This is a genomic window from Streptomyces lienomycini (assembly GCF_027947595.1).
Classification (GTDB): domain Bacteria; phylum Actinomycetota; class Actinomycetes; order Streptomycetales; family Streptomycetaceae; genus Streptomyces; species Streptomyces lienomycini.
In genome coordinates this window covers 4,329,596-4,345,107 of record NZ_CP116257.1, presented here as the reverse complement: position 1 = coordinate 4,345,107, position 15,512 = coordinate 4,329,596, and the positions used below count along the sequence as shown (strand labels likewise).

Below are 15,512 nucleotides of genomic sequence, written 5' to 3'. Positions count from 1 at the left end.
CGCCCGGACGTGATCAGTTCCGGCCGGCCGTCGTGGTCGTCCGGTCGGGTCCGGCACCCGGCTCCTCGTCGGACGCCGTTGCCCCACCGGGCTCCGGTGCCCCGTGGAACAGGCTCAGCGCACCGCCGACGACCAGGGTGATCAGTACGCCGATGGGCACGAGCCACTGGGCGGCGATCGCCTGGGACGTCGTCGTCCCGCCCGTCGTGACGTCGATCTTCACCACCCGCACGACGTAGGTCATCACGCCGATGGTGACGAGGAAGGCCACGACGGAGTCGACCTCGTTCGCGCGCCGGACGAGCCGCCCCAGGAGGAACGCGCCGAGCAGCGCGCCGTAGGTGTAGCCCGCGATGGTCAGTCCGGTCAGGTACACGTTGCCCGTGCTCTCGCTGAACGCGCAGGCGAAGACGGCCATGAGCGTCGCCCACACCAGAGTCATCCCGCGGGCGAGTTTGAGCAGCGCCTCCTCGGACGGCGTACTGCGGAAGAAGCTGTGGATGATGTCGGCGACCGTCGAGTTCGACATGGAGTTCAGCGCCGACGACAGCGATCCCATCGCGGCGCCCAGGATGCCGGCCACGAGCAGGCCCGAGACGACCACGGGCAGCCCGTGCAGGATGAAGTCGGGGTAGAGGTTGTCCGAGCTGGACAGCCCCAGCTCCGAGAAGGACCTGCCCTCGTTGTACGACCACAGCAGCGCGCCGACGAGGGAGAAGGCGGCGAACTGGATGGTCACGAAGACACCGGAGGCGATCATGGCCTTCTGGCCCTCGCGCAGCGTCCGGGTCGCCAGCACGCGCTGGACGATCAGCTGGTCGGAGCCGTGCGAGGCCATGGCGAAGATGGCTCCGCCGACGATGGCCGTGGGCAGGGCGAACGGGCTCGTGAGGACGTGGGCGAGGTCGAGGTCGGTGTCGAAGAGCGTGAACCGTCCGGCGTCCAGGGCGCGGGCCCAGCCGTCCCCTCCGACGTGCGCCGACAGCACCGCGACGGCGAGGACCGCGCCGCCCAGGTAGAGGACCATCTGGATGGCGTCGGTCCAGATGACCGCCTTGATGCCGCCCAGGTAGGTGTAGACCACCGTGATCAGCGTGAGCACGATGATGATCACGCGGTAGCTCGCGTGCACGCCGAACTCGTCGAGCAGCAGCTTGATCGGGATGGCGGAGGCGAACAACCGGACGCCCTCGGCCAGGAGCCGGGTGAACACGAAGGTCACCGAAGCCAGCCCCTGCAGCTTCAGCCCGAACCGGTCGCCCAGGTACTGGTAGGCGCTGACGAACCCGCCGCGCTTGTAGAGGGGGATCAGCACGGTGGCCACGACGACGCGTCCGATGACGTAGCCCAGGGCGAGTTCGACGTTCCCGAAGGCCTGGCCGCTGTAGGCGCCGCCGGGGACACTGATCACCGTCAGGACGCTGGTCTCGGTGGCGACGACCGAGAAGGAGACCGTCCACCACGGCATGTGGCCCTCACCGACGAAGTAGTCCTTCGCCGACTTCTGCCGGCCGGCCTTCCGCAGGCCGATCCAGGCGATCCCGATCAGATAGACCACGATCACCACGAGGTCGAGCTGGCGCACACTTGCTCCTAGGCACGGGCCGGTGGGGTCGCCGGCGTGGGGGGAGGGGTGGGAGGTGTCGTCCGGCGGACGCGGACGACGAGGCGGGCGTGAGGGGTGGTGCGGTCCAGGGCCAGCAACCGGGCCCCGTCCAGGGGGTCGCCGAGCGACGGTCCGAGACGCACGGGGAGTCCGGAACCGGTGATCTCCGCGGTCAGCGGCGCCATCAGGACCGGGCCGAGCCCGGTCAGCCCACCGGTGACGGCCATCGGCAGCGGGCCGCCCTCCGCGGTGATCCGGCCGGCCGCCGCGAGGGCGGTCGCGGCCAGGTCGGCGGCGGCGTCCCGGACGATCGCCGAGGCCACGGCGTCCTCGGCGGCGGCGGCACGTGCCACCTCGGGAGCGAACGAGGCCGCCGTACGGGCGGGGTTGCCGTCCCGTCCGACGGCCGCGGGCAGCCGCTCGAGATCGCCGAAGAGCGCGACGGCCGCGTCCAGCAGGACGGTGGCCGGGCCCCGCCCGTCGTGGGCCCGCAGGGCCGCGCGCAGCCCGGCCGTGCCGATCCGCGCGCCGCTGCCGTCGTCGCCGAGCAGCGGACCCCACCCGTCGACGCGCGCGTACGTCCCGTCGGAGCCGATACCGACCGCGACCGATCCGGTGCCGATCGCCAGCACCACACCCGCCCGGCCGCCGAGCGCGCCGGCGTGCGCGGTGACGGCGTCACTGGTGACGGCGGCCTCCCCTACGGAGAGGTCGTCCAGGAGGGCATGCGCCAGGGAGCGGGCCGCCTCGGGGGCGGAAGCCGCCCCGGCCGCCCCCACGAGGACCGAGTCCGGCCGGACGCCGCCCGGCTCGCGCACCAGCGGTTCGACGGCGGCGCGCACGGCCGCACGGGCCGCCGCCACCCCGTCGGGCGCCGCCAAGCCGGGGGCACCGGCCACGGAACTGACGGCGTGTGAGGAGTCGGGGCCGTCCCACAGCACGGCGCGGCACCCGGTCTTGCCCAGATCCACCGCCACCACTGACGTCATACGGCTCGCCCCTTGCCCGAAGGATCCGGCACGTCGGGAGCCACCAGGTCGTCGGTGACCGGCGCGGATCGCCGTCCGAGTATGGGAACGCCGTCCTCCGGATGTCAATAAGTAACGTCGTGTTGTTCACTGCGTAAGTTTTTGACCCCTCCGGGCCGTCCCCGTACCCTGTGCTCACGACCTCCAGGAGGGGCCATGGTCCGCCGCCAGTCCTCGTCCCGCGTGCCGGAGCGATCCGCCCAGGACGCCCCGCCCGCCGACATCCTCACCCGCGTCCGCGCCGCCCGGCCCTCACTGGCGCCCTCGGAACGCCGGGTGGCCGACGCCGTCCTGGCCGACCCCGGACAGGTCGCGGAGCTGTCCATCAACGCGCTGGGGGAGCGGGCGAGCACCTCCGCGGCCACCGTGATGAGGTTCTGCCGCACCATCGGCACGGGCAACTACCCCCAACTGCGCCTGGCGCTGGCCGCCGCCGCCGCGCGGGAGCATGCCCTGGGCGGCGAGCGGGCGGCCCAGGGCGGCACGGACATCAGCCCCACGGACTCGCTGGACCGGATAGTCAGCAAGATCATCTACAACGAGGTGCGGGCCCTGGAGGACTCCGGTGCCGGACTCGACGTCGAGGCGCTCGGCCGGGCGGTCGACGCGGTGGCGAAGGCCCGCCGCGTCGACATCTTCGGTGTGGGCGCCAGCGCGTTCGTCGGCCAGGACCTCCACCAGAAGCTGCACCGCATAGGCCGGATGGCCTTCATCTGGAGCGACCGGCACGCCGCGCTCACCGCGACGGCCCTGCTGGGGCCCGGCGACGTGGCCCTGGCCGTCTCCCACTCCGGCGAGACGGAGGACACCACCGAACCCCTCCAGGCCGCGGCCGAACGCGGGGCCACCACCATCGCCCTGACCAACGACCCGGGCTCCACTCTCGCCACCGGCGCCGACCTCGTCCTGACGACCTGTGCCCGGGAAACACCGTTCCGCTCCGGCGCGACCGTCAGCCGCATCGCCCAACTGGCCGTCATCGACTGCCTCTTCGTCGGCGTCGCCCAGCGCTCCTACGACGCGGCGACCACCGCCCTGGAGGAGACCTACGGAGCGGTCCAACGCCGCCGCCGCCCCGCGCGCCGCCCCGCGAACGGAACCTGACGCACCGGGCGACCCCACCAGAAGAGCGCGGGTGGAAACCCCTTTGGCCCGCCCGCACGCCGCGGCATACGGTCCGGATCATGCTGCCTCTGGTGGAAACGGACGAGGACTGGGACGCGATCGTCCCCGACGAGACGGTGATGCGCCCCGGCGCGGCGGACCTCTGCGCGCGGCTCGGCCTGGCCGGCGCACCGCTGACCCGGTTCCCGGACGGATCACAGCCGGTCTACGCGGTGGGTGACGAGCACGTGCTCAAGCTGTTCCCCGCGGCCGCCGCCCGGGCCGGCGTCGCCGAGGGCCGCGTACTCACCCACCTCCAGGGACGGCTGCCGATACCGACCCCGCGGGTGCGCGACTGCGGGTCCTACGAGAACGGCTGGCGCTACGTCCTGATGTCCCGGCTGCACGGTGAGAACCTGGCCGGCGCCTGGGGCCGCACGGCGCGGGCGGACCGGGAGCGGCTCGTCGCCGAAGTCGGCGAGACCCTGGCGGTACTGCACTCCCTCGACACCGACCCGCTCGCGGACGTCCTCGGCCCCGGGGACTGGGGCGCCTTCCTGGACCGCCAGGCGGCGGGCGCCGTGGCACGGCAGCGCGCGCACGGACTGCCGTCCGCCTGGCTGGAACAGATCCCGGACTTCCTCGACGCGGTCCGTCCGCCCCGCGCCCCGCATCCCTGTCTGCTGCACACCGAGGTCATGCGGCAGCACGTGCTCGTGGACCCCGACACGTGGCGCCCGACCGGGCTCTTCGACTTCGAACCCGCCATGATCGGTGACCGCGCCTACGACTTCGTGGCGGTCGGTCTGTTCGTCACCGGCGGAGACCCGGCCCTGCTGGCCGGGCTCACCGAGTCCTACGGGCACACCTTCGAACCGGCCGAGCTGCTCGCGTACACCCTGCTGCACGTGTACAGCGACCTGCCCTGGTACATGAGGGAGCTGGGCACACCCGCCGAAGGGAGCCTGGAGTCGCTCGCGGAGGCGTGGTTCGGCACGTCCCGCCCCCGCGAGTGACTCACCCCCGCCGCGTCACGTACGGGAGTACCCGCCCTCGCGCAGCGTCGTCACCAGGTCGCGCGGCAGACCGTGGGTGTCGTGGAGGTAGTGGTAGTCGTCCTCGCCCAGCGGGCCCGAAAAGCGCGGCCGGGAGAGCACCTGGCGGCCGCGTTCCAGAAGCCTGCCGAACCGCTGTTCCTCCTCGACCAGTACGCGCCGTACGAGGCCGGGGTCCACGTCCTGCCCGAAGTGGTCCAGTGTGTGCGTGACCAACTCCCGCGGCAGGTCGTCGAGTCCGCGCGACGGATCGTCCCGCCACAGCACGGTGAGCACCCGTCGCACCAGGCGGCGCAGCACGTATCCGCGGCCGGTGTTGGCCGGGCGCACTCCGTCGCCGACGATCACGACGGCCGAACGCAGGTGGTCGCAGACCAGGCGGAGCGAGGGCTCGTCCAGTGGCCACAGGGCCGGTACCGACCGGCGCCACGGGGCGAAGACGTCGCACTCGAACACCGACGGCTTGCCCTGCAGGAGCGAGGCGAGGCGTTCCAGGCCGAGGCCGGTGTCGATGTTGCGCTGCGGCAGCGGAACGAGCCGGCCGTCGTCGAGCCGGCGGTGGCGCATCATCACGTGGTTCCACACCTCCACCCAGCGGTCGTCGCGGCCGGGTGTCGACTCGGGCGGGGTGTCGCCGGTCCACAGGAAGATCTCCGAGTCGGGCCCGCAGGGGCCGACCGGTCCGTTCTGCCACCAGTTGTCCTCCACCGTCAGCTCCACGGGAACGCCGTGCTCCTGCCACAGCCGCAGGGAGTCGGTGTCCGGGCCGACCTGCTCGTCACCCCCGAACACGGTGGCGTGCAGCAGGCCCGGGGCGACCCCCAGCCCCTCGGTGAGCAGCCGGTAGCCCCAGTCGAGGCTCCGTGAACCCTCGTAGTCGCCCAGCGACCAGGTGCCGAGCATCTCGAAGACCGTCAAGTGGGTGCTGTCGCCGACCTCGTCCAGGTCCGTGGTGCGCAGACAGCGCTGCACGTTGACCAGCCGTCGGCCCAGCGGGTGGGGGCGTCCCTCCAGGTACGGGGTGAGCGGGTGCATGCCGGAGGTGGTGAACAGCACGGGGTCGCCGGGCGGCGGCAGCAGTGTCGAGCCGGTGATCCGGCGATGACCGTGTTCCTCGTAGTACTCGACGAACGTGCGGACGACGTGCTCGGTGTCCATGGGTGACTCCTTCGCGTCTGGGCGGGAGAGGCACCGGAGAACGAAGCCGCGCGGTCGTCGCACCGGGGCGAGGGCGCCGGAGCGCCGGGTGAACCACCGACGGGCCGTTTCCGGTCGCCGGTGGGAAGGGAAGGTCAGACGGCGGCAACCGGCGAGCTGGTCGCTCGCGCGGTCGCGAAGATGCTTCGGCCGATGACGTTCATACCGGCGAAGGTAACGTCTTCTGCCGCCCCGGGCACCCGAATTTCCCGTGACCCCGCACACGGGCTAGCGGGGCGCGGGGTCCCCCGCCCACACGGCAGGGGTCCGGCCCGACCACGGCTGTGCCTGTTCGAGCTGCCCGGCGAGACGGAAGAGGAGGTCCTCGCGCCCGTAGCCGGCGGCGAACTGCATGCCGATCGGCAGGCCCGTCCCGGGGTCGGCGGTCAGCGGCACGGACATGGCGGGCGTCCCCGCCACGTTGAACGCCATGGTGAACGGCGAACGGTCGTTGAGACGGTCGATCCAGCCCAGGCCGTCCAGCGCCTCCGCGCCCCGCGCGTAGGTGCCCAGGAGCGGGGGAAGCTCCGGCAGGGTCGGGGTGAGCAGGAGGTCGTACGTGCCGAAGTGCCGGGCCAGGCTCCGGGCGACCCGGTTGCGGATCGTGAGGGCGGTGACGAACTGGGGGCCGCTGACCCGCTGCCCGTAGCGGTGGGCGGCCAGCGTCGCCGGCTCGACGGTCGAGGAGTCGACGGGGCGGCCGAAGGCTGCCGCCAGCTCGTCGACCGTGGCCGCGACGTTGGCCGTCGACAGACGGGCGTTGGCCAGCACGAACTCCTCCCAGTCGACGCCCAGAGCGGCCTCGGCCTCCTCCGTGCGGTGGCCGAGGGACTCCAGCAGCCGCACGGTACGGGTCAGCGCGTCGGCCACCGGGACCGCGGTCCGGCGACCGCCCCAGGCCTGCGGGAGGACCCCGATCCGCAGCGGCCCCGGAGGACGGGCGACCTCCTGCGCGTAGGGCCGGGGCGGTTGTTCGGCGAAGTACGGGTCGCCCGGTTCCGGACCGCGTATCAGGTCGAGCAGCGCCGCGCTGTCCCGCACGGTGCGGCTGACGCCGCCCTGGACGGCGAGTCCGTTGAAGCCCTCGTCGAGGCCGGGGCCCAGGGATACCCGGCCCCGGGTCGGCTTCAGACCGAAGAGGCCGTTGTACGAGGCGGGGATGCGCAGTGATCCCGCGGCGTCGGTGGCGTGGGCGAGGGGGACCGCTCCGGCGGCGACGGCCGCGCCCGCGCCGCCGCTCGAACCACCGGCGCCGCGTCGCGGGTCCCACGGGTTGCGGGTCGGGCCGTACAGCACCGGTTCCGTGGTGATGCTGTACGCCAGCTCCGGTGTGGCGGTGCGCCCGAAGGTCAGCAGCCCCGCGCGGCGCAGGCGCCGCATCAGGAAGGAGTCGGAGCGGGCGACGTGGCCGGCCGCGAGACGGCTGCCCATCTCCGTGCGCCGGCCCGCCATGGCGACTCCGAAGTCCTTGATCAGGAACGGAACGCCCGCCAGCGGCGTGCTGCCGGGGACGGGCCGGTCGTCGGCCTGCCAGGTCTCCACGACGGCGTTGATCCGCGGATCGACCGCCCGGACGGCCTCGCGCGCGGCCGCCTCCACCTCGGCGGGGGTCACCTCGCCCGCGGCCACCAGCTCCGCGAGCCCCACCGCGTCGTATCGCGCGTACTCGGCGACTTTCACTGTCACTCCTCAGAACAAGCAACGGTACTCATGAGTGCCGCTCGATACCGACCGGTATCGAGCGGCACGGACTGGTACCGTAGCAGGAAGGTGAAGGGCCCCATCGACCGGACGTCACGGAGCAGGAATGACATCGACCGCCAGCAGGCCGGGCAGAGTGGCGAAGCTGCCGCCTCGGGAGCGCATCCTCGACGCGGCCGAGGAACTCTTCCAGAGCGAGGGCATCCGGCGCGTGGGCGTCCAGGCGATCGCCGAGAAGGCCGAGACCACCAAGGCGGCGATCTACCGGCACTTCGAGACCAAGGACGCGCTGGTCGCCGAGTGGCTGCGGATCCTGGCCGCCGACTACCGGGCCGCCTTCGACCGCGTCGAGGCCGACCACCCCGGCCGGCCACGGGAGCAGATCCTCGGACTGGCCCGCTTCATCGCCGAGGGACTGCCGACGCTGTCGCACCGGGGCTGCCCCTTCATCAACTCCCTCGCCGAGCTGCCCGACCGCTCCCATCCCGCGCGCCGCGTGATCGAGGAGCACAAGGCCGGCCAGACCCGCCGGCTCGTCGGCATGTGCGCCGAGGCGGGCCTGTCCGACCCCGGCCAGGCCGCCGCCCAGATCACCTTCCTGCTCGAAGGCGCGCAGGTCAGCAGTCAGAACGGAAGCATCGACCGGGTGGGGGAGCGGTTGACGAGGATCGTCGAGGGGATCCTCGGCCAGTAGCGCCACCCCACCGCGGCCGACCGGTCAGGAGGCGGGCGTTCCGTAGACCCCCATCTCGTACAGCGAGTAGCCCCAGGTCGTCTTCCGGTGCACGCCCTGCATACGGACGTACCGCACGGCCTCGTCCGAGTCGACCCGGACGACGTCGTTGCCGCAGGCGTCCGGACGCCGCGTGGACACGGTCCGCCAGGTCACGCCGTCGGGCGAGGTCTGGACGGCGTACTCCGTCGCGCAGGCGCCCTCCCACGCCAGGGTCACCGCCGCGACCTTCGCCGGGGCCGCCAGCTCCACCTGCACCCACTCCTCGTCGGAGTAGCCGGAGGCCCAACGTGTGCCCGGCTCGCCGTCGTTGACGTACCGGGCCGCCAGCCGGTCGAGGTCCTGCTCCACGCTGGAGGCGGAGGCCGTACCCTTCAGCGCCAGGTTCTCCCCGCCGCCCGCGGAGTCCCACAGCCGCAGCCGGAGTTCCGCCCGCACCAGGAAGGCGTCGAGCACGCCGTCACCGACCTTGGGCTGGACCTTCCCCCACGAGTTGCGCGGCGGATCGACCCGTACGGCCCGGGCCCGCTGCTGAAGGGCGTCCGACTCGGCGAGCAGTCGGTCGGACGTCCCCCTGTCGCCGTTCTCCCGGGCCGCGAGCGCGTCGAGCATGGTCCGCATCGCCCCGCCCCACAGCTCGGTGGCGTCCAGCCAGGGCGCCGCGTCGACGGTGAACCCCTCGTCCACCGCGCCGCCGCGGATCGTGCCCGGCGCCCGCTCGATCGCCCTCGCGTAGCCGCGCAGCACCTCGACGGCCTCCGCGCGCCGCCCCTCGTCCCACGCCGTCCAGAACCGCGCCGCGCGCCGGGCGAGTTCGGGTGCCTGCGGCTGCCAGGGCGTGGCGCCGAAGGTCGGGGCCAGGTGCTCCAGGTCACCGAGGACCAGCAGCGCGTCGGTGGCCTCGCGGTCGCCGCCCGCCAGGTAGGACATGGCGCGCGGCCAGTTCGTGCCCGCGTCGTACGCCCGGTCGTTCCAGGTGAAGTCCGCGGTGCCGAAGACGGCGACCTTGCTGGCGTACGGCTGGTTCATGGGGTTGGCGACGATGCCCGAGAGGTGCCCGGACAGGCCCGCCTCGCGCTTGTCGTACGGGGCGAGCAGCAGCCGCCCGCTGGTGTTGCCGAAGTCGTTCACCGGGTAGTTGTCCCAGACGAAGACCTTGCGTCCGAAGAGCTTCGAGACCCGGTCCGCCTCGTCGTTGGTGATCTTCGGCGGGACGACGGCCGTGCCGGTCCACATCACGACGACCGCCGGGTCCAGCGTCTCGCGCATCGTCTGCTTGTACGCGGTGTCGGTGAGGTCGCCGTACTCGGTGGGCACCATCTGCAGGGGCTGTACCCCTTCGTGGGCGGCGACGAAGTTCTGCTGCACGTCGTTGAGCAGGTCGACCTGGGCCCTGGCGGCCGCCGCGCGGCCGGGGTCGCCGTACGCGGCCTTGTCGCCCTCGCAGTTCCAGCGGGTGTAGCTGATGTCGTCGAGCGGGATGGAGAAGGCGCGCGTCCCCAGGCCGTACAGGGCCCGCAGCTTGTCCTTCAGTGCCGCGCGGTCGGCGGGGTCCGAGTAGCAGATGGACTCGCCGGGGGAGACGGCGAAGGTGAAGCGCACGTGGTTGGCGGTGGCCCGGGTCACCAGCTCGCCCAGTTCCGCCAGCTTGTCCGCGGGGTAGGGCTCGCGCCACTTGCCCCGGTGGTAGGGGTCGTCCTTCGGGGCGTAGACGTAGGTGTTGGCCTTGACGTCCCCGTAGAAGTCCATCTGGTCGAGGCGTTCGGCGTGCGTCCACGGTTGCCCGTAGAACCCCTCGATGGTGCCGCGCAGCGGCATCGACGGGTAGTCGCTCGCCCGAACGCCCGCCACCTTCCAACCGCCGCTCCCCGCCCGGACGAAGAGCTGGCGCAGGGTCTGCACGGCGTAGAACTGACCGGCGGCGTCGGTGCCGCCGAGAGTGACCCGCTTGCCCCGTCCCGCGCCCGAGACGCGCAGGGCGTAGCCCTCCGCGTGGTCCGGCACCGCCGTGTCGCCCAGCGCCTCGGCGATGTCGGGCCGCGCGGCCGGGCCGAGCCGTACGGTGAGCAGACCGGCCGAGGCCCGGGGGACGTTCCCGGGGGTGACGACGTCCACGCGCCGTGCGCCGTGCGCCTTCAACTCCCCGACGAGACGGGCCCGGGCGGCGGCGTCCGTGTCCCGGTCCGCCACCACGAGTGCCCGGCCGGTCACCGGAACGTCGTCACCTGCGCGAGTGAGGGACTGGGGATTCGGCGAGACCGGCGGGACCGCGGGCGCCGCGGCGGAGGGTGTGTCGTCGGCCGCGGCGGGGAGCGTCTCGATCGCCAGAGTGCTTGCCAGTGCAAAGCAGACGCCGAGTGTGGTCAAGGTCGTCGTGCGTCTTCCCATGAGACCTCCAGGCTTGGTCTGGACCATGTGACGTGCCTTGTCTCCAGGGATGATGCGCCACGTCGAGGGCGAGACGTAAGACGTATGGGGTCTAGACCTCTTGGGTTCTCGGCTTTACTCTGGCCAACACCGTTCCCCGGGCGTCGATGTGGCATGCCCGGCTCATGGTGGGGCTCACAGGGTGGTGACGGCCCAGGAGGGCAGCCAGACCTTCCCGGGAAGCGGTGCCAGTCCCGTGAAGTGGGCGATGACCGCCCCGAGCCCCGGGTGCGGATTCGCCCGGGGGAGGAGCAGCGAGAGCGGGTACGCGAGCGTCGGATCCGCGATCGGGATGCGGCGCAGGTCGTGACCGGCCGGCCAGGCGTATCGGTCGCGCGACCCCACGAGCGTCGCCACGTCCGCGGAGTCCGCCAGGATGTCGAGGAGCACCTCGTTGCCGAAGTTCGGACCCGCGGCGTCCACGCGGAGGCCGAACTCGGTGACGAGTTCGTCGTAGAACTCCGCCCACTCGCTGCCCGGCGCGATACCCGGCACCCAGATCCGGTGCCCGCGCAGCTGGGCCGGTCTCAGGGTCCGTGCGGAGGCGAGCGGGTGCCTCGGGCCGACGACGAGTTCCAGCGGGGAGTGGAACGCGTGGATCATGCGCACCTCGTGCGGCAGCGCGGCCGGGTCGGTGACCGAGCGGAACGAGGCGTCGAGGTCGCCCGCCCGCACGGCGGCCACCGCCAGCCGCGGGTCGTCGACCCTGAGCGTCACCACGTCGAGTTCGCAACCGGGGTGCGAGCGCCAGTAGTCGTGCAGGATGACGGCCTGCGCCGACCGCAGGCCGAGAACGTCGATCCGCAGCGCCCGCGAGCCCCGCCTGACGGCGGTGACGGCGCGATCGGCACCCGTGACGATGTTCCGGGCGTGCGGGAGGAAGGCCTGGCCGTCGAGGGTCAGCTCGACCCCCCGAGGGGTGCGGGTGAACAACCGGACGTCGAGTGCGCGCTCGAGAGCCGCGATCCGCTTCGAGACGGCCTGCTGCGTCACCCCCAGCTCGTCGGCGGCGTGCCGCAGCTGCCCCAGCTCGGCCGCGCGGACGAACGAGCGCACCGCCTCGGTATCCATGGGGCCGAGCATAGCCGCGACCACCGGACAGCCCCCCAACCGATGGTTGTGGCTCGGCCCCGCCCCGATCCCCGTCGGAGGGGGCCGCCCGCCCGGGCACACCGCGGGCACGTCGCCCCGACGGCGTGCCCGCCCTCGGGTTAACCCCACCCCCGATCCGCCGGTAGCCGCCATGGTCCGCCACGGCCGTGCTCCGTAGCGTCGGATCATCGGCTCGGCAGGATCTTGAGAGGACGGACCATGAGGCTGCGCAAGGACAGGCGCCACACGACGGACGACCGGACCGAGGCCCAGGCCCAACCCGGTCCCGCCGTCGAACTGCGCGGCGTCCGGCGCCAGTACGGCCGCGGCGCCCGCACCGTGCACGCGCTCGCGGGCGTCGACCTCGCCCTGCCGCGCGGCACGTTCACCGCCGTCATGGGCCCCTCCGGGTCGGGCAAGTCCACCTTCCTGCAGTGCGCCGCGGGCCTCGACCGGCCGACGGCCGGCTCCGTACGGCTCGGCGGCACGGAGATCACGGGCATGGGGGAGAACCGGCTCACCGAACTGCGCCGCACCCGCCTGGGCTTCGTGTTCCAGGCCTTCAACCTGCTGCCCTCCCTCACCGTCGAGCAGAACGTGCTGCTCCCGACGCGCCTGGCCGGCCTGCGCCAGGACCGGCGGCGGGCGCAGGCGCTGCTCACCCGGGTCGGCCTCGCCGACAAGGCGAAACGCCGGCCCGGAGAACTCTCCGGCGGCCAGCAGCAGCGCGTCGCCATCGCCCGCGCCCTGGTCACCGACCCCGACGTGATCTTCGCCGACGAACCCACCGGCGCCCTCGACACCGGCACCGCCGCCGAGATCCTCGGCCTGCTGCGGCACGCGGTGGACACCCTCCAAGCCACCGTCGTCATGGTCACCCACGACCCGGTCGCGGCCGCCTGGGCCGACCGGGTGCTGTTCCTCGCCGACGGCGCCTTCGCCGACCACCTCGAACGCGGTTCGGCGGAGCGGATCGCGGCCCGCATGGCCGCCCTCACCTCCCGCACCGGCCCGATGGCGGGGGCCGCGGCGTGAGGAGACTAGCCCCCAACGGCCTCGCCCGCGCGGCCGTCCGCTTCAAACCCGCCTCGTTCGCGGGCACGTTCGTGGCGCTGATGACGGCGGCGCTGATCGTCTCCGCCTGCGGCATCCTCCTGGAGACCGGCGCCCGCGCCTCGGTGCCGCCCCAGCGGTACGCGAAGGCTCCCGTCGTCGCCGCGGCGGACCAGTACGCCCGCCTCGTCACGGGCAGCGGGGACAGCCGCTCCGAGTCGGCGTACCTGCTGCCGGACACGGCACGCGTCGACACCGCGCTCGCGGCCCGGGCGGCCCGCGCCCCCGGTGCCGAGAGGGCGGTACCCGACTTCACGTTCCCGGTGCGCCGGGGCGACGGCGCCCTGACGGGCCACGGCTGGGGATCGCACGCCTTCACCGGCACCGCGCTCACCTCCGGTACCGGGCCCCGAACCGGCGAGGTCGTGCTCGGCACCGCCGCCGCCCGGGCCGCCCGGGCCGGTGTCGGCGACACCGTCACGCTCGAAACCGCCGCCGGACGCGCCGACTTCCGCGTCTCCGGCCTGGCGACGGCCGGCCCCGGCGACACCACCGGGGACGCCACGGGCTGGTTCGCCGACGCGCAGTCCCCGGCGCTGGCCGGGCATCCCGGCAAGGCCGACGCGATCGCCGTACTGGCGAAGGACGGGGCGGACCCCGACGCCCTCGCCGCCGGGGTGCGCAAGGCACTCGCCGGCTCCGGCGCCCGGGTGCACACCGGTGACGACCGCGGCGCGGTCGAGGACCGCGGGCTCGGATACGCCAAGGAGATGCTCACCGGACTCGGCGGCTCCTTCGGCGGGATCTCCGCGGCGGTCGCCGTCTTCACGGCGTCCGGCACGGTCGCGCTGTCCGTGGCCCAGCGGGCCCGGGAGTTCGCCCTGCTGCGCGCCATCGGCGCCACCCCGCGGCAGATCCGGCGCGCGGTCGCCGCGGAGGCGCTGCTCGTCGCGCCCGTCGCCGGACTGGTCGGCTGCCTGCCCGGGGCCGCGCTCGCCCACTGGTGGTTCGGGCAGTTGCAGGACCGCGGGGCCGTTCCGGACGCGGTGAGCCTGCACGTCTCGTGGATCCCGGCGCTCGTCGCCGTCGCCACGGGGCTGCTCACCGCGCTCACCGCCGGATGGGCGGCCGGGCGTCGGCCCGCGAGGACCAAGCCCGGCCAGGCGCTCACCGAGGCGTCGGTGGAGCGGCTGCGGCCGGGTGTGATCCGTACGCTGCTGGGCCTGGGCGCGCTCGCCGGCGGCGGGTCCCTCACCGTCGTCGCCGCCCGCTCGGCCGGGGACGACGCGGCCAACGCCGCCCTCGGTGTCGTCATGCTGTTCATGCTCGCCGTCGCGCTGCTCGGCCCGCTGGTGGCATGGACGTGCGCACAACTGCTGGGACTGCCGCTGGACCGGGCCGGCGCCGAGGCGTCGCTCGCGGCCGCCAACTCCCGGGCGAACGCCCGCCGGCTGGCCTCCGCCATCACCCCGATCGTGCTGGCCATCGCCTTCGCCTCGACGCTCGTCTTCATGCACACCAGCGAGAGCCACGTCGCCGCCGGACAACTGCGCGCCGGCGTCACCGCCGACCACATCGTCACCGATCCGGCCGGACTGCCCGGCGACGCCGTCGAACGGGCTGCCCGCGCGCCCGGCGTCGAGAGTGCCGTGAGCCTGCTCGACACACAGGTCCTGGTACCCGTCGGGTCGGGCGCCGACCGGTGGCTGCAGGGAACCGCGGCCCAGGGCGTCTCCGGCTCCGGCGCCCAACTCGCGCGAGTGCAGGACCTCGACGTGCGCAGCGGCAGCCTCGACCGGGTGGGCCGGGGACGGATCGCCGTCGACCGGACGCTCGCCACCTCGGCGAAGGTGCGGGTCGGCGACAGGCTGCCGCTCTACCTCCCGGACGGCACCAGGGCGAGCCCCGAGGTCGTCGCGGTGTACGGCCGGGGGATCGGCCTCGCGGCGGTGACCATGGACCGGGCGTCCCTGGCCCCGCACGTCACCTCGGGCTTCGACAGCGCCCTGCTGGTACGCGGCGGCGACGCGCGGGCGCTCGCCCCGCTCGGCCGGGTCACCGACGCCTCCGGATACGCGCTCGAACGGAACATGGACCGCGAGCTCAACGCCTGGGCCAACTACACCATGGCCGCGGTCCTCGGCGGCTTCGCCGCGGTCGCCGCGGTCAACACGCTGGTGATGACCGTCCTCGACCGCCGCCGCGAACTCGCCGTCCTCCGCCTCGTCGGATCCACCCGGCGCCAGGTGCTGGGCATGCTGCGCTGGGAAGGCCTGCTGGTGGCCGTGGCCGGGATCGTCCTCGGCACGGCCATCGCCGCCGCCACGCTGATCCCGATGGTGCGCGGACTCACCGGCGAGGCTCCCTACGTACCTCCGCTGGTGTACGCGGCCTTCACCGCCGGCGCGGTGGGGCTGGGCCTGCTGGCGACGACCCTGCCGGCGAGGATGGCACTGCGCCGCTGAGACCCGCCCCTTCGTGCCATAACCTCGACCGTGGAAACGTCGGTTGCCATG

General features: G+C 73.4%; 11 protein-coding genes. 5 read left to right on the top strand and 6 right to left on the bottom strand.

Annotated features, from left to right (window positions below; translation table 11 throughout):
* Window positions 1-13: 13 nt before the first annotated feature.
* Both BJ961_RS19635 and BJ961_RS19630 read right to left on the bottom strand, forming a co-directional pair.
* Window positions 14-1,585, bottom strand: coding sequence for a sodium:solute symporter (locus tag BJ961_RS19635; RefSeq protein ID WP_271414091.1), 1,572 nt, complete (start codon window positions 1,583-1,585; stop codon window positions 14-16).
* An 8-nt stretch (window positions 1,586-1,593) separates the two neighbouring features.
* Complete coding sequence (locus BJ961_RS19630; protein ID WP_271414090.1) at window positions 1,594-2,595, bottom strand: N-acetylglucosamine kinase; 1,002 nt, start codon at window positions 2,593-2,595, stop codon at window positions 1,594-1,596.
* Between the two features lie 195 nt (window positions 2,596-2,790).
* Here BJ961_RS19630 and BJ961_RS19625 point away from each other — a divergent pair, with 195 nt between their 5' ends.
* Both BJ961_RS19625 and BJ961_RS19620 read left to right on the top strand, forming a co-directional pair.
* Window positions 2,791-3,738 carry a MurR/RpiR family transcriptional regulator gene (locus tag BJ961_RS19625; RefSeq protein WP_271414089.1) on the top strand — a complete coding sequence of 316 codons (948 nt, stop codon included), beginning with the start codon at window positions 2,791-2,793 and terminating at the stop codon, window positions 3,736-3,738.
* Window positions 3,739-3,818: 80 nt separating this feature from the next.
* The gene (locus BJ961_RS19620; protein ID WP_271414088.1) at window positions 3,819-4,754 is read left to right on the top strand and encodes a phosphotransferase family protein; all 936 of its coding nucleotides are present in this window, start codon (window positions 3,819-3,821) and stop codon (window positions 4,752-4,754) included.
* A gap of 15 nt (window positions 4,755-4,769) precedes the next feature.
* Here BJ961_RS19620 and BJ961_RS19615 read toward each other — a convergent pair whose 3' ends face one another.
* Entirely contained in the window at window positions 4,770-5,951 is a 1,182-nt protein-coding gene (locus BJ961_RS19615) for an alanine--tRNA ligase-related protein (RefSeq protein WP_271414087.1), read from the bottom strand.
* A 267-nt stretch (window positions 5,952-6,218) separates the two neighbouring features.
* A complete protein-coding gene (locus tag BJ961_RS19610; RefSeq protein ID WP_271414086.1) occupies window positions 6,219-7,670 on the bottom strand; it encodes an amidase in 1,452 nt (483 codons plus the stop codon).
* Window positions 7,671-7,797: 127 nt separating this feature from the next.
* Here BJ961_RS19610 and BJ961_RS19605 point away from each other — a divergent pair, with 127 nt between their 5' ends.
* On the top strand, window positions 7,798-8,385 hold the full coding sequence (locus tag BJ961_RS19605) for a TetR/AcrR family transcriptional regulator (RefSeq protein WP_271414085.1): 588 nt from the start codon (window positions 7,798-7,800) through the stop codon (window positions 8,383-8,385).
* Between the two features lie 24 nt (window positions 8,386-8,409).
* Here BJ961_RS19605 and BJ961_RS19600 read toward each other — a convergent pair whose 3' ends face one another.
* Window positions 8,410-10,812: a beta-N-acetylglucosaminidase domain-containing protein gene (locus tag BJ961_RS19600; RefSeq protein ID WP_271414084.1), complete on the bottom strand. Its 2,403-nt coding sequence runs from the start codon at window positions 10,810-10,812 to the stop codon at window positions 8,410-8,412.
* Between the two features lie 174 nt (window positions 10,813-10,986).
* Window positions 10,987-11,922 (bottom strand): LysR family transcriptional regulator, encoded by a 936-nt coding sequence (locus tag BJ961_RS19595; RefSeq protein WP_271414083.1) that lies wholly within the window; start codon window positions 11,920-11,922, stop codon window positions 10,987-10,989.
* Window positions 11,923-12,162: 240 nt separating this feature from the next.
* On the opposite strand from BJ961_RS19595, the gene BJ961_RS19590 reads away from it, so the two are divergent.
* Both BJ961_RS19590 and BJ961_RS19585 read left to right on the top strand, forming a co-directional pair.
* Window positions 12,163-12,978 carry an ABC transporter ATP-binding protein gene (locus tag BJ961_RS19590; protein ID WP_271414082.1) on the top strand — a complete coding sequence of 272 codons (816 nt, stop codon included), beginning with the start codon at window positions 12,163-12,165 and terminating at the stop codon, window positions 12,976-12,978.
* Window positions 12,975-15,461 (top strand): ABC transporter permease, encoded by a 2,487-nt coding sequence (locus tag BJ961_RS19585; protein WP_271414081.1) that lies wholly within the window; start codon window positions 12,975-12,977, stop codon window positions 15,459-15,461. The genes BJ961_RS19590 and BJ961_RS19585 overlap by 4 nt, the downstream gene beginning before the upstream one ends.
* The last annotated feature ends 51 nt before the right edge of the window (window positions 15,462-15,512 follow it).

Excerpts from the sequence above, each read along its gene's own strand:
- BJ961_RS19630 (WP_271414090.1), bottom strand. The coding sequence starts at position 2,595 with ATGACGTCAGTGGTGGCGGTGGATCTGGGCAAGACCGGGTGCCGCGCC.
- BJ961_RS19625 (WP_271414089.1), top strand. The coding sequence starts at position 2,791 with ATGGTCCGCCGCCAGTCCTCGTCCCGCGTGCCGGAGCGATCCGCCCAG.
- BJ961_RS19620 (WP_271414088.1), top strand. The coding sequence starts at position 3,819 with ATGCTGCCTCTGGTGGAAACGGACGAGGACTGGGACGCGATCGTCCCC.
- BJ961_RS19615 (WP_271414087.1), bottom strand. The coding sequence starts at position 5,951 with ATGGACACCGAGCACGTCGTCCGCACGTTCGTCGAGTACTACGAGGAA.
- BJ961_RS19605 (WP_271414085.1), top strand. The coding sequence starts at position 7,798 with ATGACATCGACCGCCAGCAGGCCGGGCAGAGTGGCGAAGCTGCCGCCT.
- BJ961_RS19600 (WP_271414084.1), bottom strand. The coding sequence starts at position 10,812 with ATGGGAAGACGCACGACGACCTTGACCACACTCGGCGTCTGCTTTGCA.
- BJ961_RS19595 (WP_271414083.1), bottom strand. The coding sequence starts at position 11,922 with ATGGATACCGAGGCGGTGCGCTCGTTCGTCCGCGCGGCCGAGCTGGGG.
- BJ961_RS19590 (WP_271414082.1), top strand. The coding sequence starts at position 12,163 with ATGAGGCTGCGCAAGGACAGGCGCCACACGACGGACGACCGGACCGAG.